21 protein-coding genes and 1 riboswitch are annotated in these 17,995 nt (G+C 35.5%); of the genes, 15 read left to right on the forward strand and 6 right to left on the reverse strand.

Annotated elements, in window-relative coordinates; all coding sequences use genetic code 11:
* The first annotated feature begins 5 nt into the window (after positions 1–5).
* From ATN92_RS08550 to ribH, 13 genes are all read left to right on the forward strand, one after another.
* Positions 6–1,322, forward strand: a complete 1,317-nt coding sequence (locus ATN92_RS08550) for a PTS sugar transporter subunit IIC (RefSeq protein ID WP_158106676.1) — start codon at positions 6–8, stop codon at positions 1,320–1,322.
* 11 nt (positions 1,323–1,333) lie between these two features.
* Positions 1,334–2,644: a Sapep family Mn(2+)-dependent dipeptidase gene (locus ATN92_RS08555; protein WP_056952172.1), complete on the forward strand. Its 1,311-nt coding sequence runs from the start codon at positions 1,334–1,336 to the stop codon at positions 2,642–2,644.
* 137 nt (positions 2,645–2,781) lie between these two features.
* Complete coding sequence (locus ATN92_RS08560; protein WP_056952174.1) at positions 2,782–3,543, forward strand: Cof-type HAD-IIB family hydrolase; 762 nt, start codon at positions 2,782–2,784, stop codon at positions 3,541–3,543.
* An 11-nt stretch (positions 3,544–3,554) separates the two neighbouring features.
* The gene (locus ATN92_RS08565; protein WP_158106677.1) at positions 3,555–4,367 is read left to right on the forward strand and encodes a Cof-type HAD-IIB family hydrolase; all 813 of its coding nucleotides are present in this window, start codon (positions 3,555–3,557) and stop codon (positions 4,365–4,367) included.
* Between the two features lie 99 nt (positions 4,368–4,466).
* Complete coding sequence (gene dhaK, locus ATN92_RS08570; protein ID WP_158106678.1) at positions 4,467–5,459, forward strand: dihydroxyacetone kinase subunit DhaK; 993 nt, start codon at positions 4,467–4,469, stop codon at positions 5,457–5,459.
* Positions 5,460–5,474: 15 nt separating this feature from the next.
* Positions 5,475–6,059: a dihydroxyacetone kinase subunit DhaL gene (gene dhaL / locus ATN92_RS08575; RefSeq protein ID WP_056952183.1), complete on the forward strand. Its 585-nt coding sequence runs from the start codon at positions 5,475–5,477 to the stop codon at positions 6,057–6,059.
* Positions 6,060–6,061: 2 nt separating this feature from the next.
* Entirely contained in the window at positions 6,062–6,430 is a 369-nt protein-coding gene (gene dhaM, locus ATN92_RS08580; RefSeq protein ID WP_025086021.1) for a dihydroxyacetone kinase phosphoryl donor subunit DhaM, read from the forward strand.
* 273 nt (positions 6,431–6,703) lie between these two features.
* On the forward strand, positions 6,704–7,450 hold the full coding sequence (locus ATN92_RS08585; RefSeq protein WP_158106679.1) for a gamma-glutamyl-gamma-aminobutyrate hydrolase family protein: 747 nt from the start codon (positions 6,704–6,706) through the stop codon (positions 7,448–7,450).
* Positions 7,451–7,606: 156 nt separating this feature from the next.
* Positions 7,607–7,741, forward strand: a riboswitch (FMN riboswitch).
* 117 nt (positions 7,742–7,858) lie between these two features.
* A complete protein-coding gene (gene ribD, locus ATN92_RS08590) occupies positions 7,859–8,689 on the forward strand; it encodes a bifunctional diaminohydroxyphosphoribosylaminopyrimidine deaminase/5-amino-6-(5-phosphoribosylamino)uracil reductase RibD (RefSeq protein ID WP_267901945.1) in 831 nt (276 codons plus the stop codon).
* Positions 8,686–8,889: a dihydrofolate reductase family protein gene (locus ATN92_RS19070; protein WP_267901946.1), complete on the forward strand. Its 204-nt coding sequence runs from the start codon at positions 8,686–8,688 to the stop codon at positions 8,887–8,889. Before ribD ends, ATN92_RS19070 begins: the two co-directional genes overlap by 4 nt.
* On the forward strand, positions 8,889–9,500 hold the full coding sequence (gene ribE, locus ATN92_RS08595) for a riboflavin synthase (RefSeq protein ID WP_158106680.1): 612 nt from the start codon (positions 8,889–8,891) through the stop codon (positions 9,498–9,500). The genes ATN92_RS19070 and ribE overlap by 1 nt, the downstream gene beginning before the upstream one ends.
* A 145-nt stretch (positions 9,501–9,645) precedes the next feature.
* The gene (gene ribA, locus ATN92_RS08600) at positions 9,646–10,680 is read left to right on the forward strand and encodes a GTP cyclohydrolase II (RefSeq protein ID WP_234032559.1); all 1,035 of its coding nucleotides are present in this window, start codon (positions 9,646–9,648) and stop codon (positions 10,678–10,680) included.
* Position 10,681: 1 nt separating this feature from the next.
* The gene (gene ribH / locus ATN92_RS08605) at positions 10,682–11,155 is read left to right on the forward strand and encodes a 6,7-dimethyl-8-ribityllumazine synthase (RefSeq protein ID WP_056952194.1); all 474 of its coding nucleotides are present in this window, start codon (positions 10,682–10,684) and stop codon (positions 11,153–11,155) included.
* Positions 11,156–11,259: 104 nt separating this feature from the next.
* Here ribH and ATN92_RS18815 read toward each other — a convergent pair whose 3' ends face one another.
* From ATN92_RS18815 to ATN92_RS08625, 5 genes are all read right to left on the reverse strand, one after another.
* Complete coding sequence (locus ATN92_RS18815; RefSeq protein ID WP_234032560.1) at positions 11,260–11,718, reverse strand: aldo/keto reductase; 459 nt, start codon at positions 11,716–11,718, stop codon at positions 11,260–11,262.
* Between the two features lie 210 nt (positions 11,719–11,928).
* Complete coding sequence (locus ATN92_RS18820) at positions 11,929–12,105, reverse strand: hypothetical protein (protein WP_234032561.1); 177 nt, start codon at positions 12,103–12,105, stop codon at positions 11,929–11,931.
* Positions 12,106–12,220: 115 nt separating this feature from the next.
* Complete coding sequence (locus tag ATN92_RS08615; RefSeq protein ID WP_234032562.1) at positions 12,221–12,880, reverse strand: HAD-IA family hydrolase; 660 nt, start codon at positions 12,878–12,880, stop codon at positions 12,221–12,223.
* Between the two features lie 70 nt (positions 12,881–12,950).
* Complete coding sequence (locus tag ATN92_RS08620) at positions 12,951–13,676, reverse strand: alpha/beta hydrolase (protein ID WP_056952200.1); 726 nt, start codon at positions 13,674–13,676, stop codon at positions 12,951–12,953.
* 93 nt (positions 13,677–13,769) lie between these two features.
* The gene (locus ATN92_RS08625) at positions 13,770–14,810 is read right to left on the reverse strand and encodes a CdaR family transcriptional regulator (protein ID WP_158106682.1); all 1,041 of its coding nucleotides are present in this window, start codon (positions 14,808–14,810) and stop codon (positions 13,770–13,772) included.
* Between the two features lie 254 nt (positions 14,811–15,064).
* On the opposite strand from ATN92_RS08625, the gene ATN92_RS08630 reads away from it, so the two are divergent.
* Positions 15,065–16,348 (forward strand): GntP family permease, encoded by a 1,284-nt coding sequence (locus ATN92_RS08630; RefSeq protein ID WP_158106683.1) that lies wholly within the window; start codon positions 15,065–15,067, stop codon positions 16,346–16,348.
* A gap of 12 nt (positions 16,349–16,360) precedes the next feature.
* Positions 16,361–17,500 carry a glycerate kinase family protein gene (locus ATN92_RS08635; protein WP_158106777.1) on the forward strand — a complete coding sequence of 380 codons (1,140 nt, stop codon included), beginning with the start codon at positions 16,361–16,363 and terminating at the stop codon, positions 17,498–17,500.
* Between the two features lie 72 nt (positions 17,501–17,572).
* On the opposite strand, the gene ATN92_RS19315 is transcribed toward ATN92_RS08635, so the two are convergent.
* Positions 17,573–17,812, reverse strand: a complete 240-nt coding sequence (locus tag ATN92_RS19315; RefSeq protein ID WP_411762961.1) for a GNAT family N-acetyltransferase — start codon at positions 17,810–17,812, stop codon at positions 17,573–17,575.
* Between the last annotated feature and the right edge of the window lie 183 nt (positions 17,813–17,995).

A 17,995-nucleotide genomic window follows, 5' to 3' on the forward strand; every position in this document is an offset into this window, starting at 1 on the left:
TCTTCATGCAAAAGAAATTTGAGCAAATATTAATGCCTGTGGCGACAAAGTTAGCCAACAACGTAGTTTTACGTTCTTTACGTGATGGTTTTCTAATTATTACTCCTTTAATTATTGTTACCTCAATTTTCCTACTGATCGGAAACTTTCCAATTCCAGGTTGGGCAGATTTTTGGACAGGAATTCTCGGTCCCCAATGGACAGAATGGTTTAGTGCTGTTTCTGATTCTGTATTCAGTTTTACTGGTCTTTTAGCATGTTTCGGTATTTCTTATGCATATGGTAAAAACCGTGGGTTACGTGCGGTTCATGCCAGTGCTGTAGCAATTGTTTCATTCTTGATTATGACGCCAACTACAGTTGAAGTTGGTAAAAAGACAGTTGGTGCTGTGCAAACAATTTATTTAGGACCTAATGGTATTTTCTTAGGTTTGTTTACAGCTTTAGTCAGTGTTGAATTATTCCGTTTTGCTATTAAACGTAATTGGACTATAAAAATGCCCGATGGTGTTCCACCAGCAGTAAGCGAATCTTTTGATGCTTTGTTACCAAGTGGTTTTGTAATTTTGGCATTCTTTTTAGTTAGAATTATTTTTAGCTTGACTGATTTTGGTACAGCTTATAACTTTATTTATACAATGTTACAAGCACCATTAAAGAACGTTGGTAATTCATTGCCATCAGTTTTGCTTTACAATTTCTTAGCATCATTACTTTGGTGTTTTGGTATTAACGGACCAACTATTACAAATAGTGTTTGGTCACCAATTTTCTTTGTTTTGACTCAAGATAATCTCAAAGCCTTCCAAAGTGGACATGCTTTACCTCATATTTATACACAACAATTTATTGATATTTTCACAACTTACGGTGGTGGCGGTAGTACATTGTCACTTCTGATCGTAATGTTGTTTGTATGTAGATCAAAACGAATTAAAGAGCTCGGTAAGTTAGCTATTGTACCAGGAATATTTGGTATTAACGAACCTTTGATCTTTGGTTTACCAGTGGTTTTGAATCCTATTATTGCTATTCCATTTATTATTGTGCCTGTTGTTAATACCTTAATTTCCGGAATTGTCTTTAGCTTACATTGGATTCCTTATACTAATGGGGTTATGTTGCCATGGACAACACCACCATTGATTTCTGGATGGCTTTCGACAGGAAGTTGGTTGGCTTCTCTATTGCAATTATTTGAATTGATGCTTGGTAAAGGATCTTGTGGACCATTTGTTAAGATGCTGGATAAACAGTATTTGAACGAGGAAGCGGCTGCTGAAGAGGCAGAAGATGTGGATATTGACTTTAGTAATATTTAAGGAGAAGAGAATTGAAAGAGATTAGAACAGATTTTCAAAAATTATTTGAAGAATCCAAAGACGAGTTTCTAACTTATTTCAAAGAACTGATTAGAATTCCAAGTGTTAATGGCAATAAAACTTATCAAGCTCCATTTGGAATAGGACCTAAACGCGCTTTGGAATATATGCTAAATTTATCCGAAAAATTGGGCTTTAGAACTGGTCAGGCCAGTGATTGTGTAGGTTGGGCTGAATATGGACCGGAAACTGACGATTATTTTGGAGTTCTAGGTCATATTGATGTGGTTGATGTTGTAGATGATTGGAATTATCCGCCCTTTGATCTGACCTTAAAAAATGGATACTTCTATGGGCGAGGTGTGCTAGATAATAAGGGCCCATTACTGTCAACTTTATTTGCACTGTATTTAATTAAAAAGCAGCAAATACCTTTAAGTAAAAGAATTCGAATTATGTTTGGAACTGATGAAGAGATGGGAAGCCGTGATATTCCTCTCTTTTTAAAGGAACAAAAACCACCGTATGCCGGCTTTACACCTGATTGTAAATTTCCAATTGTTTATGGAGAAAGAGGTATTGTCGATTTAACGGTAACCTTGCCAATTACAGATGGATCATTAGAACAAATTGATTTACTTGAAGGTGTATTTGATCATAGCTTTTTACCTGATTATGCAACTATTACTGTTAATGGTAAAAAGACTGAATACTACGGTAAGAAAGCACCTAGTAATGCTCCGGATATGGCTGAAAATGTTTTACCAAAACTGATTGAGAGTAATCAAGACTTAGTCGGACAGACAGGTAAGTTATTCCAATGGATTAATGAAAAAATAGGCAATCAGTATAATGGTGAAAATTTGGGCTTGAATTATCGAGATGAAGATTCGGGAGAACTCCAATTATCATTCTATGATTTAGAAAAGGGGATTGATGAATTGAATTTTAGTATTTCAATGCGCTACCCCGTTACTATTTCTGAGGATAAAATTTTGAACCAACTTAAGAGTCAATTTCTAGAAGGAATGGAATTAAAAATTAATCGTAGTTTTCCATCTACCGTAAAGGATAAGAATTTGTCTTATATGCAGGAATTCTCAAAAATTTATGAGAAAGATACTGGTCTAAATGGTGAGCCTGTGACAACTACTGGAGCCACTTATGCACGAGAGATGCCTAACATTATCGCTTTTGGACCTTCTTTTCCTGGTCAAAAAGGAATTGCTCATAAAGGTGACGAATGGTTGAAATATAGTGATTGGCTAATGATGATGCAAATTTATTATGATTGTTTTGTTAATGAATTAGTTGATGAATAATGATAAAAAAGCAGATATCTATTTAGAGAAACATTATTAACTCTAATAAATATCTGTTTTTTTGTTTAAATTTTTAAATCATTTTGTTTGTGTAAAGGGTTACAATAATAAGTGGATATTATTGCAAGGAGAACATTATGGACTATAAATTAATTGCACTTGATATGGATGGTACGCTATTAAACGATAAAAGAGAAATCACAGAGCAAAATAAGGCCGCCATCTCTAAAGCCTTGGCACAAGGGGTTAAGATAGTACTTAATTCTGGACGTGCATATGATGGTATTGCTTATGCCTATAAGGAATTGGGTATCTCTGGAGCAGATCAATATATGATCAACTCTGGTGGTAATATTATCGAGAGTTTAGATAAAAAGATTATTTATAAAAAAGTAATGGAAAACAATGCTTGTGAGGCTATTGCTCGTAATTTGAAGTCTGAGAAGATTAATTATGTATTGATCGACACTGAAGGTAATAGCTATGATTCTTATCAGGAATGGATGGAGAAACGTATGCTGAATACAGATTTGGCAATCACCAAGTTCATGGTTCACACTCATAAACGTAATTTAGAAGAGACAGCCGAAAAACTTCATCAAGAATATGATGCTAAATTCTTCGTCGTTGTCACAAGTAAACGTGATATTGAGATTTTTCCTAAAGAAGTCAATAAGGGTAAAGCTTTGGAAAAACTCGCTAAGCATCTAAAAATAAAGCCTGAACAAGTTATGGCTATTGGAGACTTAGATAATGATATTCCAATGATCAAATTTGCTGGATTAGGAGTTGCTATGGACAATTCACCGGAAAATGTAAAAGCGATTAGTGATGAAATTACAGGTGATGATAATCATAGTGGCGTTGGTCAAGCGATTGAGAAATATGTTTTAAACTAAGGGGGCTTTTGATGAGTTACAAACTGATAGCATTGGACATGGACGATACATTATTAACGACTGAAAAAACAATATCTGCCAAAAATCAGGCAGCAATCAAACAAGCCTTAAAACAGGGAATCAAGGTCGTCTTGTGTTCAGGTAGAACACATAATGCAATCACAGGTTATGCTAAAACACTGGGTATTAGTGGCGAGAATCAAAGGTTTTACCGGTGTCAAGGTTTCGAACGTTCAGTACGTAGGAAAAGACATAAAGATCCAGAAACAATGAGCAACCAATTTTATCGTGAGTTCGTCGATTTTATTAAGAAGAACCAATTACATTACAATGTGGTTGACGATAAAGGTAATACTTATACTAGCCATGTAGAAAAAATTGATAAATATACTATTACACAGGCTTTTGAGAATGATAATGGCCTTTATATTCGTGAGCCTGAAGAGTTGCCAGCTGATTTTGAAATTGTTAAAGCAATTATCAATGGACCTGAGCAACAATTGGATGAAATTTCAGAAATGGTTCATCAACGTTTTGATCAAGACTATTTTGTTGTACGGACAGGAGTTGGTTTCTTAGAGATTTTTCGTCAGGACGTCAATAAAGGTGAGGCCGTTAAACAATTGGCTACTCAGTTGAAGATTGATTTAAGTCAGGTCATGGCTATGGGAGACCGTGATAATGATATTTCTATGTTAAAAGTAGCCGGCAAGGGAGTTGCTATGGAAATCGCTACTAGTGGTGCTAAGGCTGTTAGTGATTACGTAACTGCCGATAATAATCATGATGGTGTTGGATTAGCCATTGAAAAATTTGCTTTGTAGAGGAGTCTGGAATTAATTTCTAGGCTCTTTTGTTTTTGCCAGGATTTACGGAAAAGTAATATAATGAAGAAGTATTGAAAACGCTAACGGGAGGCAATTATGAAAAAAATCATTAATAAAACTGAGGACATTGTTCCTGAAATGATCTCAGGACTTGTAAAAGCTAATAGTGATTTAGTGAAACAGATTGAAGGTACAACTGCGGTTGTGAGAATAGAGTTTTCTTTTACTATACCAAAAAAACTCTCTCAATCATTAATTAGATTGAAAGAGCACGATCCTCTACATGCTGGATATGTCGGTGATGGAATGTTAAGTGCTGCCGTTGCTGGTGAGGTCTTTACTTCACCAACTCCTGATCAAATTTATGAAGCTATTAAGGCCGTTGATCAAGGTTTAGGTGTTTTATTAATTGTGAAAAATTATTCCGGTGATGTCATGAACTTTGATATGGCAAAGGAAATGGCTGAAGCTGATGATATCAAGATTAAGTCGATTGTCGTGAATGATGATATCTCAGTAGAAAATAGTGAGTTCACTCAAGGAAAACGTGGAGTAGCGGGAACAGTTTTAGTTGAAAAGATTATTGGCGCTGCTGCTCGTTCAGGAATGAATTTAGATGACTTGGCTAACTTAGGACAAAAGGTGATTGACAGTACCAAAACAGTCGGAATTGCCTTACATGCTGCTACAGTACCAGCTGTCGGTCATCCTGGTTTTGAGCTGGGTGACGATGAAATTGAATATGGTATTGGTATTCATAATGAGCGTGGTTATTCAGTTGAGAAGATTCAACCATCAAAAGAGTTAGCCCACGAATTAATTAAAAAAATCATGAGTGAATTTTCTGACCGGACAGGTCACTTTGCCGTACTAATTAATGGTATGGGTGCTACGCCATTGATGGAACAATATATTTTTGCTAATGATGTTCTAAATGAATTAGCAGCTGATAAGATTTCTGTTGGTTTCAGTAAAGTGGGCAATCAAGTGACATCTTTAGATATGCAGGGTATTTCGCTGACAATAATGAAGGCTGACGATGATTGGATCAAAATGTTAAAAGAACCTGTAACAACAATTGGTTGGTAGAAAGGAAGTAAACTAATGGAATTAAATTTAGCAGACACAAAGAAATGGATTGAATTATTTGTTGAAAAAGTTGAGGCTAATACGTCTGAGTTAAACGAATTGGATACGGCTATTGGTGATGGTGATCACGGTAGCAATATGGCTCGAGGGATGGCAGCAGTCACTGATGCACTCGCCAAGAAAGAACCAGCTGATTTAGCTGAGTTATATAAGACAGTTGCTTTTGCAATGATTCAAAAAGTTGGTGGAGCCCCCGGTCCTTTGTATGGAACAGCATTCTTGGATATGTCAAAAAAAGCTAAGGAAACAACTGACTTGGCTGAGTTAGTTCAAGTAGGTAGCGACGGTTTGAAACGTCGTGGACAATCTGATGTTGGTATGAAAACCATGATCGATGTTTGGCAACCAGTTGCCGAATCACTGAAGTCCAATGACCTTTCTAAGAGTGTAGTTGAGAATGCCTTAAATTCTACAAAAGATATGGTCGCTACTAAAGGCCGTGCTAGTTACTTGGAAGAAAAATCTAAAGGCCATTTGGACCCTGGTTCACAATCAAGTGCTTATTTATTTGAGGCCTTACTCGAAGTGTTAGGAGAATAAAAATGAAATATGGAATAGTGATCGTTTCGCATTCATTTGAAATTGCTGAGGGTGTAAAAAAATTAATTTCTCAAGCTGCACCGGATCTATCGATTACCACGGCTGGGGGAACTGATGATAATGAAATAGGGTCATCTTTAGAAAAAATTCAAAAAGCAGTTGATGATAATACTGGTGATGAAATTTTGGCATTTTATGATTTAGGAAGTTCAAAAATGAATCTTGAAATGCTGATGGAAATGACTGATAAAAAGATTCATAAGTATGATGTTGCCTTGGTAGAGGGTGCCTATACGGCCGCCACTTTAGCTGAAGTTGAATCACCATTGGCTACAATTGAAACCAATTTGGAACCATTAAAAATAAAATAAACTTGAAAAAGGTCTGACAATTAAATTTTAAATTGTTGGATTTTTTATTTTTTATCGATTTTCATTAGAAAATAGTAGTAATTCTGTCCAAAATGTCTATAAGATTAGAAAGCCTTTAATATTGATTGTATGAATCAGCTTTATTATACTAAATAATAGGTGAAATTATTAGACTTTTATTAGTATTTATTTAATATTATTAACAAAATATTTGACAGATTAATTTAGAGTGCTAATCTTACAATTAAAATTATAAAAAGGGGGTTCAACTCTATGGGCAAATTAATTGGTATTACTGCAGATGTTTATTTAGGGGCGACTGACGTAATAAACCAAAAATTGATGGACTTCGTACCACGACCAATTGTTGATGGGGTGTTAATGGCAGGTGGTATTCCCGTGGGATTGCCAATTCTACCAGTCGATAAAGTAAATCAATTAATTGAGAGAATGGATGGAATTATTTTTTCCGGTGGACCAGATATCGACCCTAGTTTTATGGGAGAAGAACCTATTCCTAAGTTAGGTGTGACTAATCGGAATCGTGACCGTTTCGAAATAGCGATGATCAGGACCGCTGTCGCTAAAAAAATTCCTATTTTTGGGATCTGTCGCGGTGCACAAATGATTAATGTCGCATTAGGTGGAACAATTTATCAGGATTTGGGGACTCAGTATTCAGGTAGATTGATTAAACACAAGCAACAAGCTCCAGGAGATCAACCAACTCATTTTGTAAGAGTAGACTATAACTCTAAACTGTATAAAACTATTGGTGACAATGTTTTTGTCAATTCTCGTCATCACCAAGCGATTAAAGAAGTTCCTGACTTTTTAAGGGTTGTAGCGACGGCTTCTGATGGGGTAATTGAGGCTATTGAAAAGGAAGATGCCAGTATTCAGGGGGCAAAGCTGAACCCGGTTCAGTTAAGATTCTTTCTAACTTGCGTAAAGCAGGTTTTGTTGCAGATAAAGATTCGTATCGGTAATCCAAATAGAATGGAAAGCGGTTCGATTTAAACAAAAATAATTGAATAAAAATAAACTTAGTGGAATTATCAGTTTTGAATCAAGCAATCTCGATAATTCCATTTTTTAATTTATTAAATAAAATATAATAAAACTATATTTGTCAAAATAATATTTTTATAGTACTATCGTTTTTGAAAACTGAATAGATTTCTTCGGGGCAGGGTGTAATTCCCGACCGACGGTAACAATTCTTAGAAATTGGAGTCCGTGACCCGCGCAAGCGGTGGATCTAGTGAAAGTCTAGAACCGACTGTAAAGTCAGGATGGTAGAAGAAAATAATATTTCATGCTATTGATAAGTCTTTTTTGGACTGCTCTCGTATGAGGTCTTATTTAGCTTATCTTGGAAGCCCTGCAAACATAATTGCGGGGCTTTTTTTGTGGGGTGAATAAGAATTGGAAAAATTTATGAAATTGGCTTTTTTGGAAGCTAAAAAGGGACAGAATACGTGGACAAATCCACAAGTTGGTGCCGTTTTGGTTAAGAATAACCAAATATTGAGTCAGGGTCATCATGAAACGTTTGGCCAGGCACATGCTGAAGTTAATGCCTTAAAGAACTTGGCCGATATATCTGAAGCTAAAGGAGCAACGCTATACGTAACTTTAGAGCCGTGTTCACACTTTGGTAAAACTCCTCCTTGTGTTCAAAAGATTGTTAAGGTGGGAATTAAAAAAGTGGTGATTGGCCAAGTCGATCCTAATCCAATCGTTAGTGGAAGAGGAATCAAATATTTACAAGATCACAATGTTACAGTTGAGAACCTTAATGTTTCGACAAATTTGAATACTGCTTACAACTTTTTTTACAAAAATAAACGACCGCTGATTACAGTAAAGTATGCGATGACTTTGGATGGAAAAGTTAATCAAGATAAAAAAATTAGATCTTTAATTTCTAATCAAAAGTCTTATGAAGATTCTCAAAAACTACGTAGTCAGAATCAAGTGATTTTAATCGGTGAAAATACATTGAAGATTGACAACCCGAGATTAACGCGATGTTCGCAATGGTTAATGTTTCCACCAATTCGGGCGGGTATGGTGCGAGATATCAATACAGTTGATTCGAACAGTCGTTTGTTTCAATCTCAGGAACCAATTTGGTTCTTTAGCACAACTAAAAGTCAGTATGAACTGCCTAAGAATGTGCAAGTGTTTGTTGGCGAGTGGAATCCGCAAAAGGTTATTGAATTATTTACTAAAAAGGGTCTGAGTCAGTATTGATCGAGGGTGGTAGTCATCTTCAGGCTGATTTTGTGGAGCAAGGTCTGGTGGATAAAATTGTAGTTTATTTGGCTAATAAGGTCTTTGGTCATGGATTGCCGGCTATATGGGATAAAAAAATACCCTCCATGCAATTTAGCGATTTAAACGTGGAAAAATTGGATTCTAATCTAAAAATAACAACGTGGAGGATAGACTAATGTTTACAGGCATAGTAAAGGATATCGGTCGAGTGATAGCGATAAAGGAATCTAAAGACAATTTTATTTTGACAATTGGGCATCACTTGGAATCAGTTCATTTGGGAGACAGTATTTCGATAGACGGTATCTGTTTAACGGTTACGAATCAAGAGGCGCAGCAATTTCAAGTTGAGGTTATGCCAGAGACAGTCAAACGAACTAATATTGCGGACTTCACTCCTGATGAAAAGGTTGATTTGGAGCCAGCATTGAAACCTACTGATGAGATGGGTGGTCATTTTGTTTTGGGACATATTGATACCACGGGTAAATTAATTCAAAAAGAAATTGCTGGGAATTCAACCTTACTGACTTTTTCGATTGCACCAGAATACCTACCAGATCTAGTTGAGAAAGGGTCAATTGCCATTAACGGTGTCAGTCTAACTTTGATAAAAGTAACTAAACAAAATTTCCAAGTTGGAATTATTCCTTATACCAGCAAAGAAACTGTTTTGAGTGCTTTAAGTATTGGACAGACGGTCAATTTGGAAACGGATATTTTAGGAAAATACATTAATCAAGCTTTTCAACGGGGGATTCAAAATGACAATTTTTGTTTTGACTAAAAGTATTTCTGTTTTCATAAATAAATTGTAAAGTCCGCGGATGATTATTGGGGCTGATTCAACATAACGTGAAGCTGAGGTCCATTGCAATATAATAGTTTATTGTTGTAAACTTAGAACAATATTAGAAAACTTTTTAAATTGTGTGCAATTTAACAAACTAACCGATTGCGGGAGTCGTGCCAAAAAGTTAGGCCTACATTTAATGACGAACTCGCATGACGCCTTTAATACAGCTTTTACAATTAGTACGGATTCCAAGACAACGACAAGAGAAATTTCAGCTTTTGATCTAGCAAAGACTCTTAAAGAGTTGGCAACTTCTAATGATCCTGAAGACTTTTATCATCCAGGACATATTTTTCCATTAATCGCGAAAGACAATGGTGTATTAGAACGTGATGGACATACTGAAGCAGCAGTGGATTTAACCAAATTAGTTCAGGCATCACCAGTTGCTTATATTTGTGAGATTGTTAAGGAAGATGGCAAAATGGCTCGTAGACCAGAGTTAAAAGCTTTTGCCCAAGAACATCATATGTCTCTAATCACAATTGCAGATATTGTTAATTATCGTTTTGCCTGTGATAACAATGTTTTGACTGAAGTTTCAGATGTTGATTTACCAACTAAGTATGGCCATTTTCGTTTGAAGTCATTCACTTTCAAAGATGAGCCGGTATTAGTAATTTATAAAGGTCAAATTGCGCAGCAGAAATCCGTTTTAACGCGAATCCATTCAGAGTGTTTCACTGGTGATGTCTTAGGTTCAGAACGCTGTGATTGTGGTGAACAGTTGGCAAGTGCCTTACGAAAAATCGAGAAGAACGGTTCTGGAGCATTGATTTATTTGAATCAAGAAGGCCGAGGAATTGGTTTGATAAATAAGTTACGAGCTTATCAACTGCAGGATAAAGGATTAGATACGGTTGAAGCTAATGAAAAATTAGGATTTCCCGCTGATCAACGAAATTATCGGATTGCAGCGGCTGTGTTGGGACAATTGAAAATTAAATCTGTTTCATTGCTAACTAATAATCCCGATAAAATTGAGCAATTGCAACAGATGGGGATTGAAGTTAGTCGTGTACCATTAGAGATGAAACCTAATGTTCATGATCAACATTATCTAGAAACCAAAAAACAGAAATTTCATCATTTATTAAGTGAGGTTAAATAAAATGCCAGAAATTATAGGACAATTAAACGGTGAGAATCTAAAAATAGCTATCGTAGTGGCTAAATTCAATGAGATCGTGACAAGCAAGTTATTAAAAGGTGCTCAGGAAAAATTATGGCAACTGAATGTTGCTAAACAGAATATTACCGTAGTCAAAGTTCCCGGAGCAATGGAAATTCCTCGAATTGTTAAGCTGCTATCTGAAAGTGGACGATTTGATGGAATCATTGCCTTAGGAGCAGTTGTGAAGGGTGAGACGGCACACTTTGATTATGTTTGCGCTGAATCGGCTGTAGGTGTCAGTCAAACTTCACTAAATGGATCGGTTCCGGTAATGTATGGTATTTTGACTACAGAAAATATGGCTCAAGCACTCAATCGGGCTGGTGGTAAGTCAGGAAACAAGGGTTCTGAATGTGCAGTCGATGTTGTAGAAATGGCAAATCTAGAGTTAGAAATAAGAAAAATAATTTAGGGACATAACATATCTTTTTATTTTAAAATTAAAAAAGGTGCTCATATCAACCAAAGCTAAATGGTTAATATAAGCACCTTTTTCTATTTGTTGATAAATTCTGTTTAAATAGTTTCAAGAGATGGTTCTTGAGTAGGTTTAGGATAACTTTTATCCAAAAGTTCCAATTCATCTTTTGTGAATTGAACATGGATTGCGGCTAGATTACTTTGCATATGTGCCACTGAACCAGTTTTAGGGATGCTAAGTAAATCGTGATTTCGAATAACCCAAGCCAAAAGTAATTGGTGAATAGAAATATTTTTAGATTGAGCCATTTTCTTGATAACTGGTTTAATGTTTAAATACTCGCTACCATCGGAACCAAATGGTGAATATCCGACAAAGGACATGTCATGCTGTTTTTGCCATGGTAAAATTGAATATTCAATCCCCCGACTACCAATATTGTAAAGATCCTCATTGATACGGCAGTTTTGACCGTTTTCCAAACTGGTTAGTTCTTTTAAGTCGGCCAAATCAAAATTAGAAAGTCCCCTTTTTTTCGAAATTAGTTGCTTCATGTTTGACTGTATGACTTAAGAATAATTCTTTATATTTGCTGTTAATTTCATAATATTGATTGATTTTTCTATTAAGTCAGTTTGTAGCCGCTTAAGACTCGCTTTGAGACTTGTTTCAATTAGTTTTGGTGTGGCATGGTAAGGCAATAATTTCGAAACCAATTTTGAATCTTCAAGATGATAATCTTTCATTTGTTTGTAGAAAATTTTCTACATAAAACCCTCGCCATACATTTCGGCGGTATCAATTAAGTTAATGCCATGATCTAAACCAAATCTTTTTGTTTGTTGTTTTCTTTCGGTTTGGGCTTGATTGCCCTTTGTATGTTTTATTTTGCCAATACCGATAGCGGAAGTATTTTGATGATTAAATGTAATGTATTTCATGAAGAAACCTCACTTTCTAATAATCGTTATTACGTTAATTATAGAACAGCAGTTATGTTTTATATAAAAATACCAACCAATATTAGAAGTAAATTGGTTGGTATTTTGTTATCAATTATTTTAGGAATTTTAATGTTTCTGCCAAATCAGTAACCATATGCGTTGGTTGAATGGAAGTTGACGCCTCAATCTGTGGACGATTGACCCAAATAGTTAACAATTCCTGTTGGTCAGCAGAGATAATGTCACTGTCGTAACCTTCGGCAATATGCCAATGATTTTCAGGAGTAAAGCCGTATTCTTTTTCAACAGTTTTGAAAAAATGTAGATCAGGTTTATATGCGTGAACATCTTCAGCCGTCCAAACATCAAATGGAACTTTGAGACTCTGAACATTTTTATCAATAATATCCCATGAAGAATTTGACATAATGATAAGTTGATAATCACGGTCACTAAGAGTCCGTAATGTTTCGATCACTTCTGGAAATGGTTTTAAGTTTTGATGAGCAATAAGCACGTCAACAAAGTACTTTTCAAATTGATGTTCTAAACCAAATTGGTAATCTAGATGAATTAGATTATTTCGAGTAAGTAAATCGTAATCTAAATAGGGATGCATATTATTACGATCATCTTGGTAAGTTTGAAAACGTTGGCGAGCACGTTTTGGATCGACACCGATTTGACGAGCAAGTTTTTCAATTTCATCATAAGTATTATTTTCATTTAGTAAAGTACCATAGCAGTCGAAAGTAAGATATTTTTTTTGCATGATAAAGGCTTCTTCCATAATAAAGATTTCATACTCATAATATCATTTTATGAATATATTTATAGAGGGTTTACGATAGCCAGTCGAAAATATTTTGAATGTTACTACTCCAGACTTTCCAGGAGTGATCACCCTCAACTGGCATCCAAGTGTAATGACCTTTGGCGTGAATAGATAGGAAGTTTTTAAACATGACATTATCTTCATGCATAAAATCAGTATCGCCACAGAGAGTTAAAATAGGTAATTTGGGTTGACGATTATTATAGATATTGATCAATTGATTTTTGGCAATATTTTCGGGACTATCAAAAATAGCATTAAAGGTGTTTTTTGCCATAGGGCACTTAGGATTATCACGAAAATGTTCAATATCGGTAATAGGTGATAAAGCTGCAACTTTACCAAATTTGTCTGGATTTTTAAAAGCAAATTTCAAAGCACCATAACCACCCATACTTGAACCGACTATATAATTTTTGGCGGGGTCTTTAGAAATAGGCAGAATGCTCTGCATTTTAGGGATAAATTCATCCATAAAGAAAGAATAATAAGGAATGAATTTGGAATCAGAATAAAAGGAATTTAATCCGTCAGGCATGATGATGGCCATATTATATTTACGAGCAATTTCCTCTATATAGACGTGTTTACTCCAAGCAGTGCTGTCGCCGGTATAGCCGTGTAGTAACCAGACTACTGTGTAATCTGGTTCATTAGTATCAGGAATAACTACGGAAGTCTTAAAGTAAGTATGTAAGTAATTTGTACGATAACTAAGATCCATTAATACCATTATTAAGCCTCGCAATATTAATTATTAGTATTCGTGAAAATGGTAAACATAATTCTTAAAAAAGTCTAGTTATGAGATAAATAGTAAAGAAAATTAATGCTCATAAAGATATTTTTTAAAGTGTAAGTAGTTGGTATACAATTCTAACATGTCTGTAATATCATGCAAATCAAGGTTGAAGTAGTCGGAAATTTTGTTCAACCGATAATTAGTCGTGTTTCGATGAACATTCAATCTAGTTGAAGTGTCGGTCACATTACCATTTGATTTGAAATAACAATCGAGGGTATCAATTAATTCAGTTCCGGCTCTGGTTTTAAGCAAATTTTTAAAGTTATTGATGATTTTGGCCGAGTGGAGCTGACTTTGGAGTAATTTATTTAGAAAGCTGATTTGGTGATAATAATAAATATCGGTCAATTGCAATTCATAAACAACTTTAATAGTATCAATCGCTTGTTGAACGGCTTTTTTTAAATTAGTACTTTGATTACTGATGCCAATCACGATTTGATTAAGTTGACTGAATTTTAAGTACTTTTCTAAATTTTCGGTATTACGAGTAATAATCAATTGTTGATGCGGTGTCTTACTGAAGTAGAAGTCACCTTCAAAAATCGTTGGTTGATTATCTGTTTCGAGAATAACGGCATAGCGTTTTAATTCTAGATTGATATTCAAAGCTTGAGCTCGAGATTTTAATTCAGCATTTTCAGAAATATTGTCGATAGTGGTCCATTGATAAAGAAAATGATTCAGTGATTCCTTACGTTGATTTTCGGCCTTAGAGCTATTGATCTGGGTAATCAGTAATTCAGTTGATACCTTGAGTAGAGAGGCTAAGGGAGTAACCTTTTCAGGATTTTCGGTAATGCCAATAACGCCAATCGTTTTACCTTGAAATTCGACTGGGATGTTCACACCAGGTTGACCGAATTTACCAAAGGATTCAACCATAGGTTTAGTCTTGCCACTTTCAATAGTTTCAATGGCACCAATATGAAGAGTATTGATACGCTCTTTATTGCCACTAGCGATGATATAACCTTTCTCGTTCATCATATTAATATTATAAGGGATGCTTTCCATCATTCGATCAACAATGGATTGAGCTAATTTGGGGTCTAATTTCATAATTTTATCCTTGTTAAAGATTAAGCAAACTTACATAAAAGCTTAAATCCATTATTTGTGCATATAAATATTTTACATTATTTTAAATTTTAAAAACATTGATTTATCAAGAAATCACATTATTTTTTAATATATTATCCAATTATTTTTGTGCATGTGTACATTGATTTAGAAAATTTATCAAGGTATTATACAAAAGTTAATAATTGTTCAATATTTAACAATTACCGTGTTTTTGAGGAGGATATTTAAAAATGGTTATTGCTTGGTGGGCAGCCTTGTTAGGCTTGCTTTTAGCAATTGGATTGATTTTATTCAGGGTTAATCCTATTTATGCATTAATTTTTGGGGCAATTGTTGGTTGCTTAATTGGAGGAATGAATCTTTCACAGACAACCGATGTAATTGTCAAAGGTAGTTCTGGTGTTATGGGGACGATTATCCGTGTTATTGCGGCTGGAGTTTTAGCCGGAGTTATGATGGAATCAGGTGCAGCTAACGTAATTGCATCTAATATTGTTAATCATTTTAGTGATAAGTTGGCCATTTTGGCGTTGGCTTTATCGACGATGGTTTTAACAGGTGTAGGGATTTTTATTCCCGTAGCTGTATTGATTGTGGCACCGATTGCTCTAGAAGTTGGGCAGAAGATGCATTACAGTAAACTTTCATTATTAGTAGCTCTTTCTGGTGGTGGTAAGGCTGGAAATATCATTTCACCTAATCCTAATACAATTGCGGCTGCTAAGGGTTTTAATGTTGAACTTTCACAAGTTATGATCGCAGATTTTGTACCAGCTATCGTTGGTTTGATCGTAACAGTACTTTTGGCAACATTGATCAAAAATAAAGGAACTTTCGTGTCAGCAGAGCATAAGTTTGAAACTAAAGAGGATAAAGATTTACCAAGTTTGAAGGCAGCAATTGTGACACCTTTGGTAGCTGTTATTCTACTTTTGATTACTCCGGTAGGTGACATTCTAGGAATTAAAGCTTTAGCTTCATTCAACTTAGATGCAATGTATATTTTACCGATTGCCGGTTTAATCGGAACTTTGGCGATGGGACAACGTAAAAAGTTTTTGAAATATATGACCGGTGGATTAGCACGAATGACTGATGTAGTGCTGATTTTGATAGGTGCTGGTGCGATTGCTGGTTTAGTTTCAGCATCTGATTTACCACAAACCGTTAGGATTATCGTCGTCATCTCTGGAATCTCCGGAACTTTCTTGGCTCCAATTGCCGGTATTTTAATGGCCGCAGCAACAGCTTCGACCTTTTTTACGCAAGGGTTTTTGATGAACCATTTGAGAGAAAGAATCATGTCCTTTGGTATTTCTGGTACAGGAGCCGCAGCGATGGTTCATACTGGAGCAACTGTTATCGATCAATTACCACATGGTAACTATTTCCACGTAACAGCCAAAGCCGTTGACATGCACTTTAAAGAAAGAATGAGCGTTGTTTTGTGGGAAATGCTAGTTGGACTTTCAATGACGATTGTAGCAACATTAATGTATGGAAATTTGTTCTAGAGGTGGATTATGATGAAAATAGTTTTGGCTCCAGATTCATATAAAAATTCATTAACAGCTAAAGAAGTCGCTACTGCGATGCATAAGGGATTTGCTAAAGTTTATCCAGAGGCAGATTTTGTTGATGTGCCAATGGCTGATGGTGGTGAGGGAACCGTTCAATCTTTAGTAGATGCTAAAAATGGGCAAATTATTACTGAAGAAGTAACTAATCCTTTGGGGTATAAGACAGAAGCTCACTATGGCTTGATTGATGATGGTAAAGTGGCTGTGATTGAAATGGCCGAAGCAAGTGGAATCCAGTATATTAATCAATTTACTCAAAATCCTTATATTACAACAACCTTTGGAACTGGTGAATTGATAAAGTCAGCTATCCAAAAGGGCGCAAAGACTATTATTATCGGAATTGGCGTTTTTTTTGTCAAAAAAATTCAGCTTTGTGATATCATTCAAAGTAAGACGGATTTATTGGATGAAAAAGGTCAGGAACTCCAATATGGTGGTGCTATGTTGGAAAAACTAGATAAAATCGACACTACAGATATGTTACCAGAACTAGCTGATGTAAAAGTTGTCATTGCTTCTGATGTAACAAATCCGTTAACGGGTCCTAATGGCGCTAGTCATGTCTTTGGTCCTCAAAAGGGTGCTAGTGAAGAAATGGTCGAGTTCTTAGATAAGGCTTTGTCTCATTATGCTGAGGTTCTAAAGAGAGACCTTGGAAAAGATTTGGAACAAGTACCTGGTGCGGGAGCTGCTGGTGGATTGGGAGCTGGATTATTGGCCTTCACTCATTCAGAAATGCGTTCAGGAGTCGATATTGTGGTTGACTACACTGATTTAAAAGACAAAGTAAAAGATGCTGACGTGGTAGTAACTGGTGAAGGACAGATTGACTTTCAAACCAAATTTGGTAAAACACCAATTGGTGTTGCTAAAGCAACTAAAGCGGTTAATCCTCAAGCTACTGTTATTGCAATTGCCGGTTCTGTTGGTGAAAAGATATCGGAGCTTTATCCTTTAGGAATTGATGCAATTTTTACTTGTGTACCTGGTGTAGAGGAATTGTCAAAGGCTATTCAGGATACTGATAAGAACCTACAGCAAGTTTCTGAGAATATTGCTCGCTTAATTAAGAATACCAAATAAAAAATGAAAACAGCACTTATTTAGAATAAACGTACATAATTACGTCTCTAAGTAAGTGCTGTTTTTGATTCTCTATTTTTTCATGTATAGAATGGGATAAGGATTGCCGGCATCATCAGTTTCAGTTCTTCGATAAGTTTTGAATCCAAGGTGTTGGTAGAATCCGATAGCCTGTGGGTTCTGTTCGTTAACCGTCAATTTGTTTACATCAAAATTTTTAATACCATAGTTAATTAATTGTTTACCTAAGCCATGACCGCGGAATTCAGGAGCGACAAACAGCATCTCAAGTTCCTGATGAGAAATGCCCATAAAAGCCACAGGTTTTTCGTTCTCTGCGTGATGATAATTTGGGCTTTAAAGTAAGAGAAATGGGGGAGAAAGATATTGTTCATGTTTCTTTTAATCAATTAAAAAGGAATGAAAATCCACAACGGATGCTTCCCAGACATTTGTCAGTTGATTTATTAAATCGTCGGATCTTTCAGAAATTAT

Source organism: Companilactobacillus bobalius, from assembly GCF_009764355.1.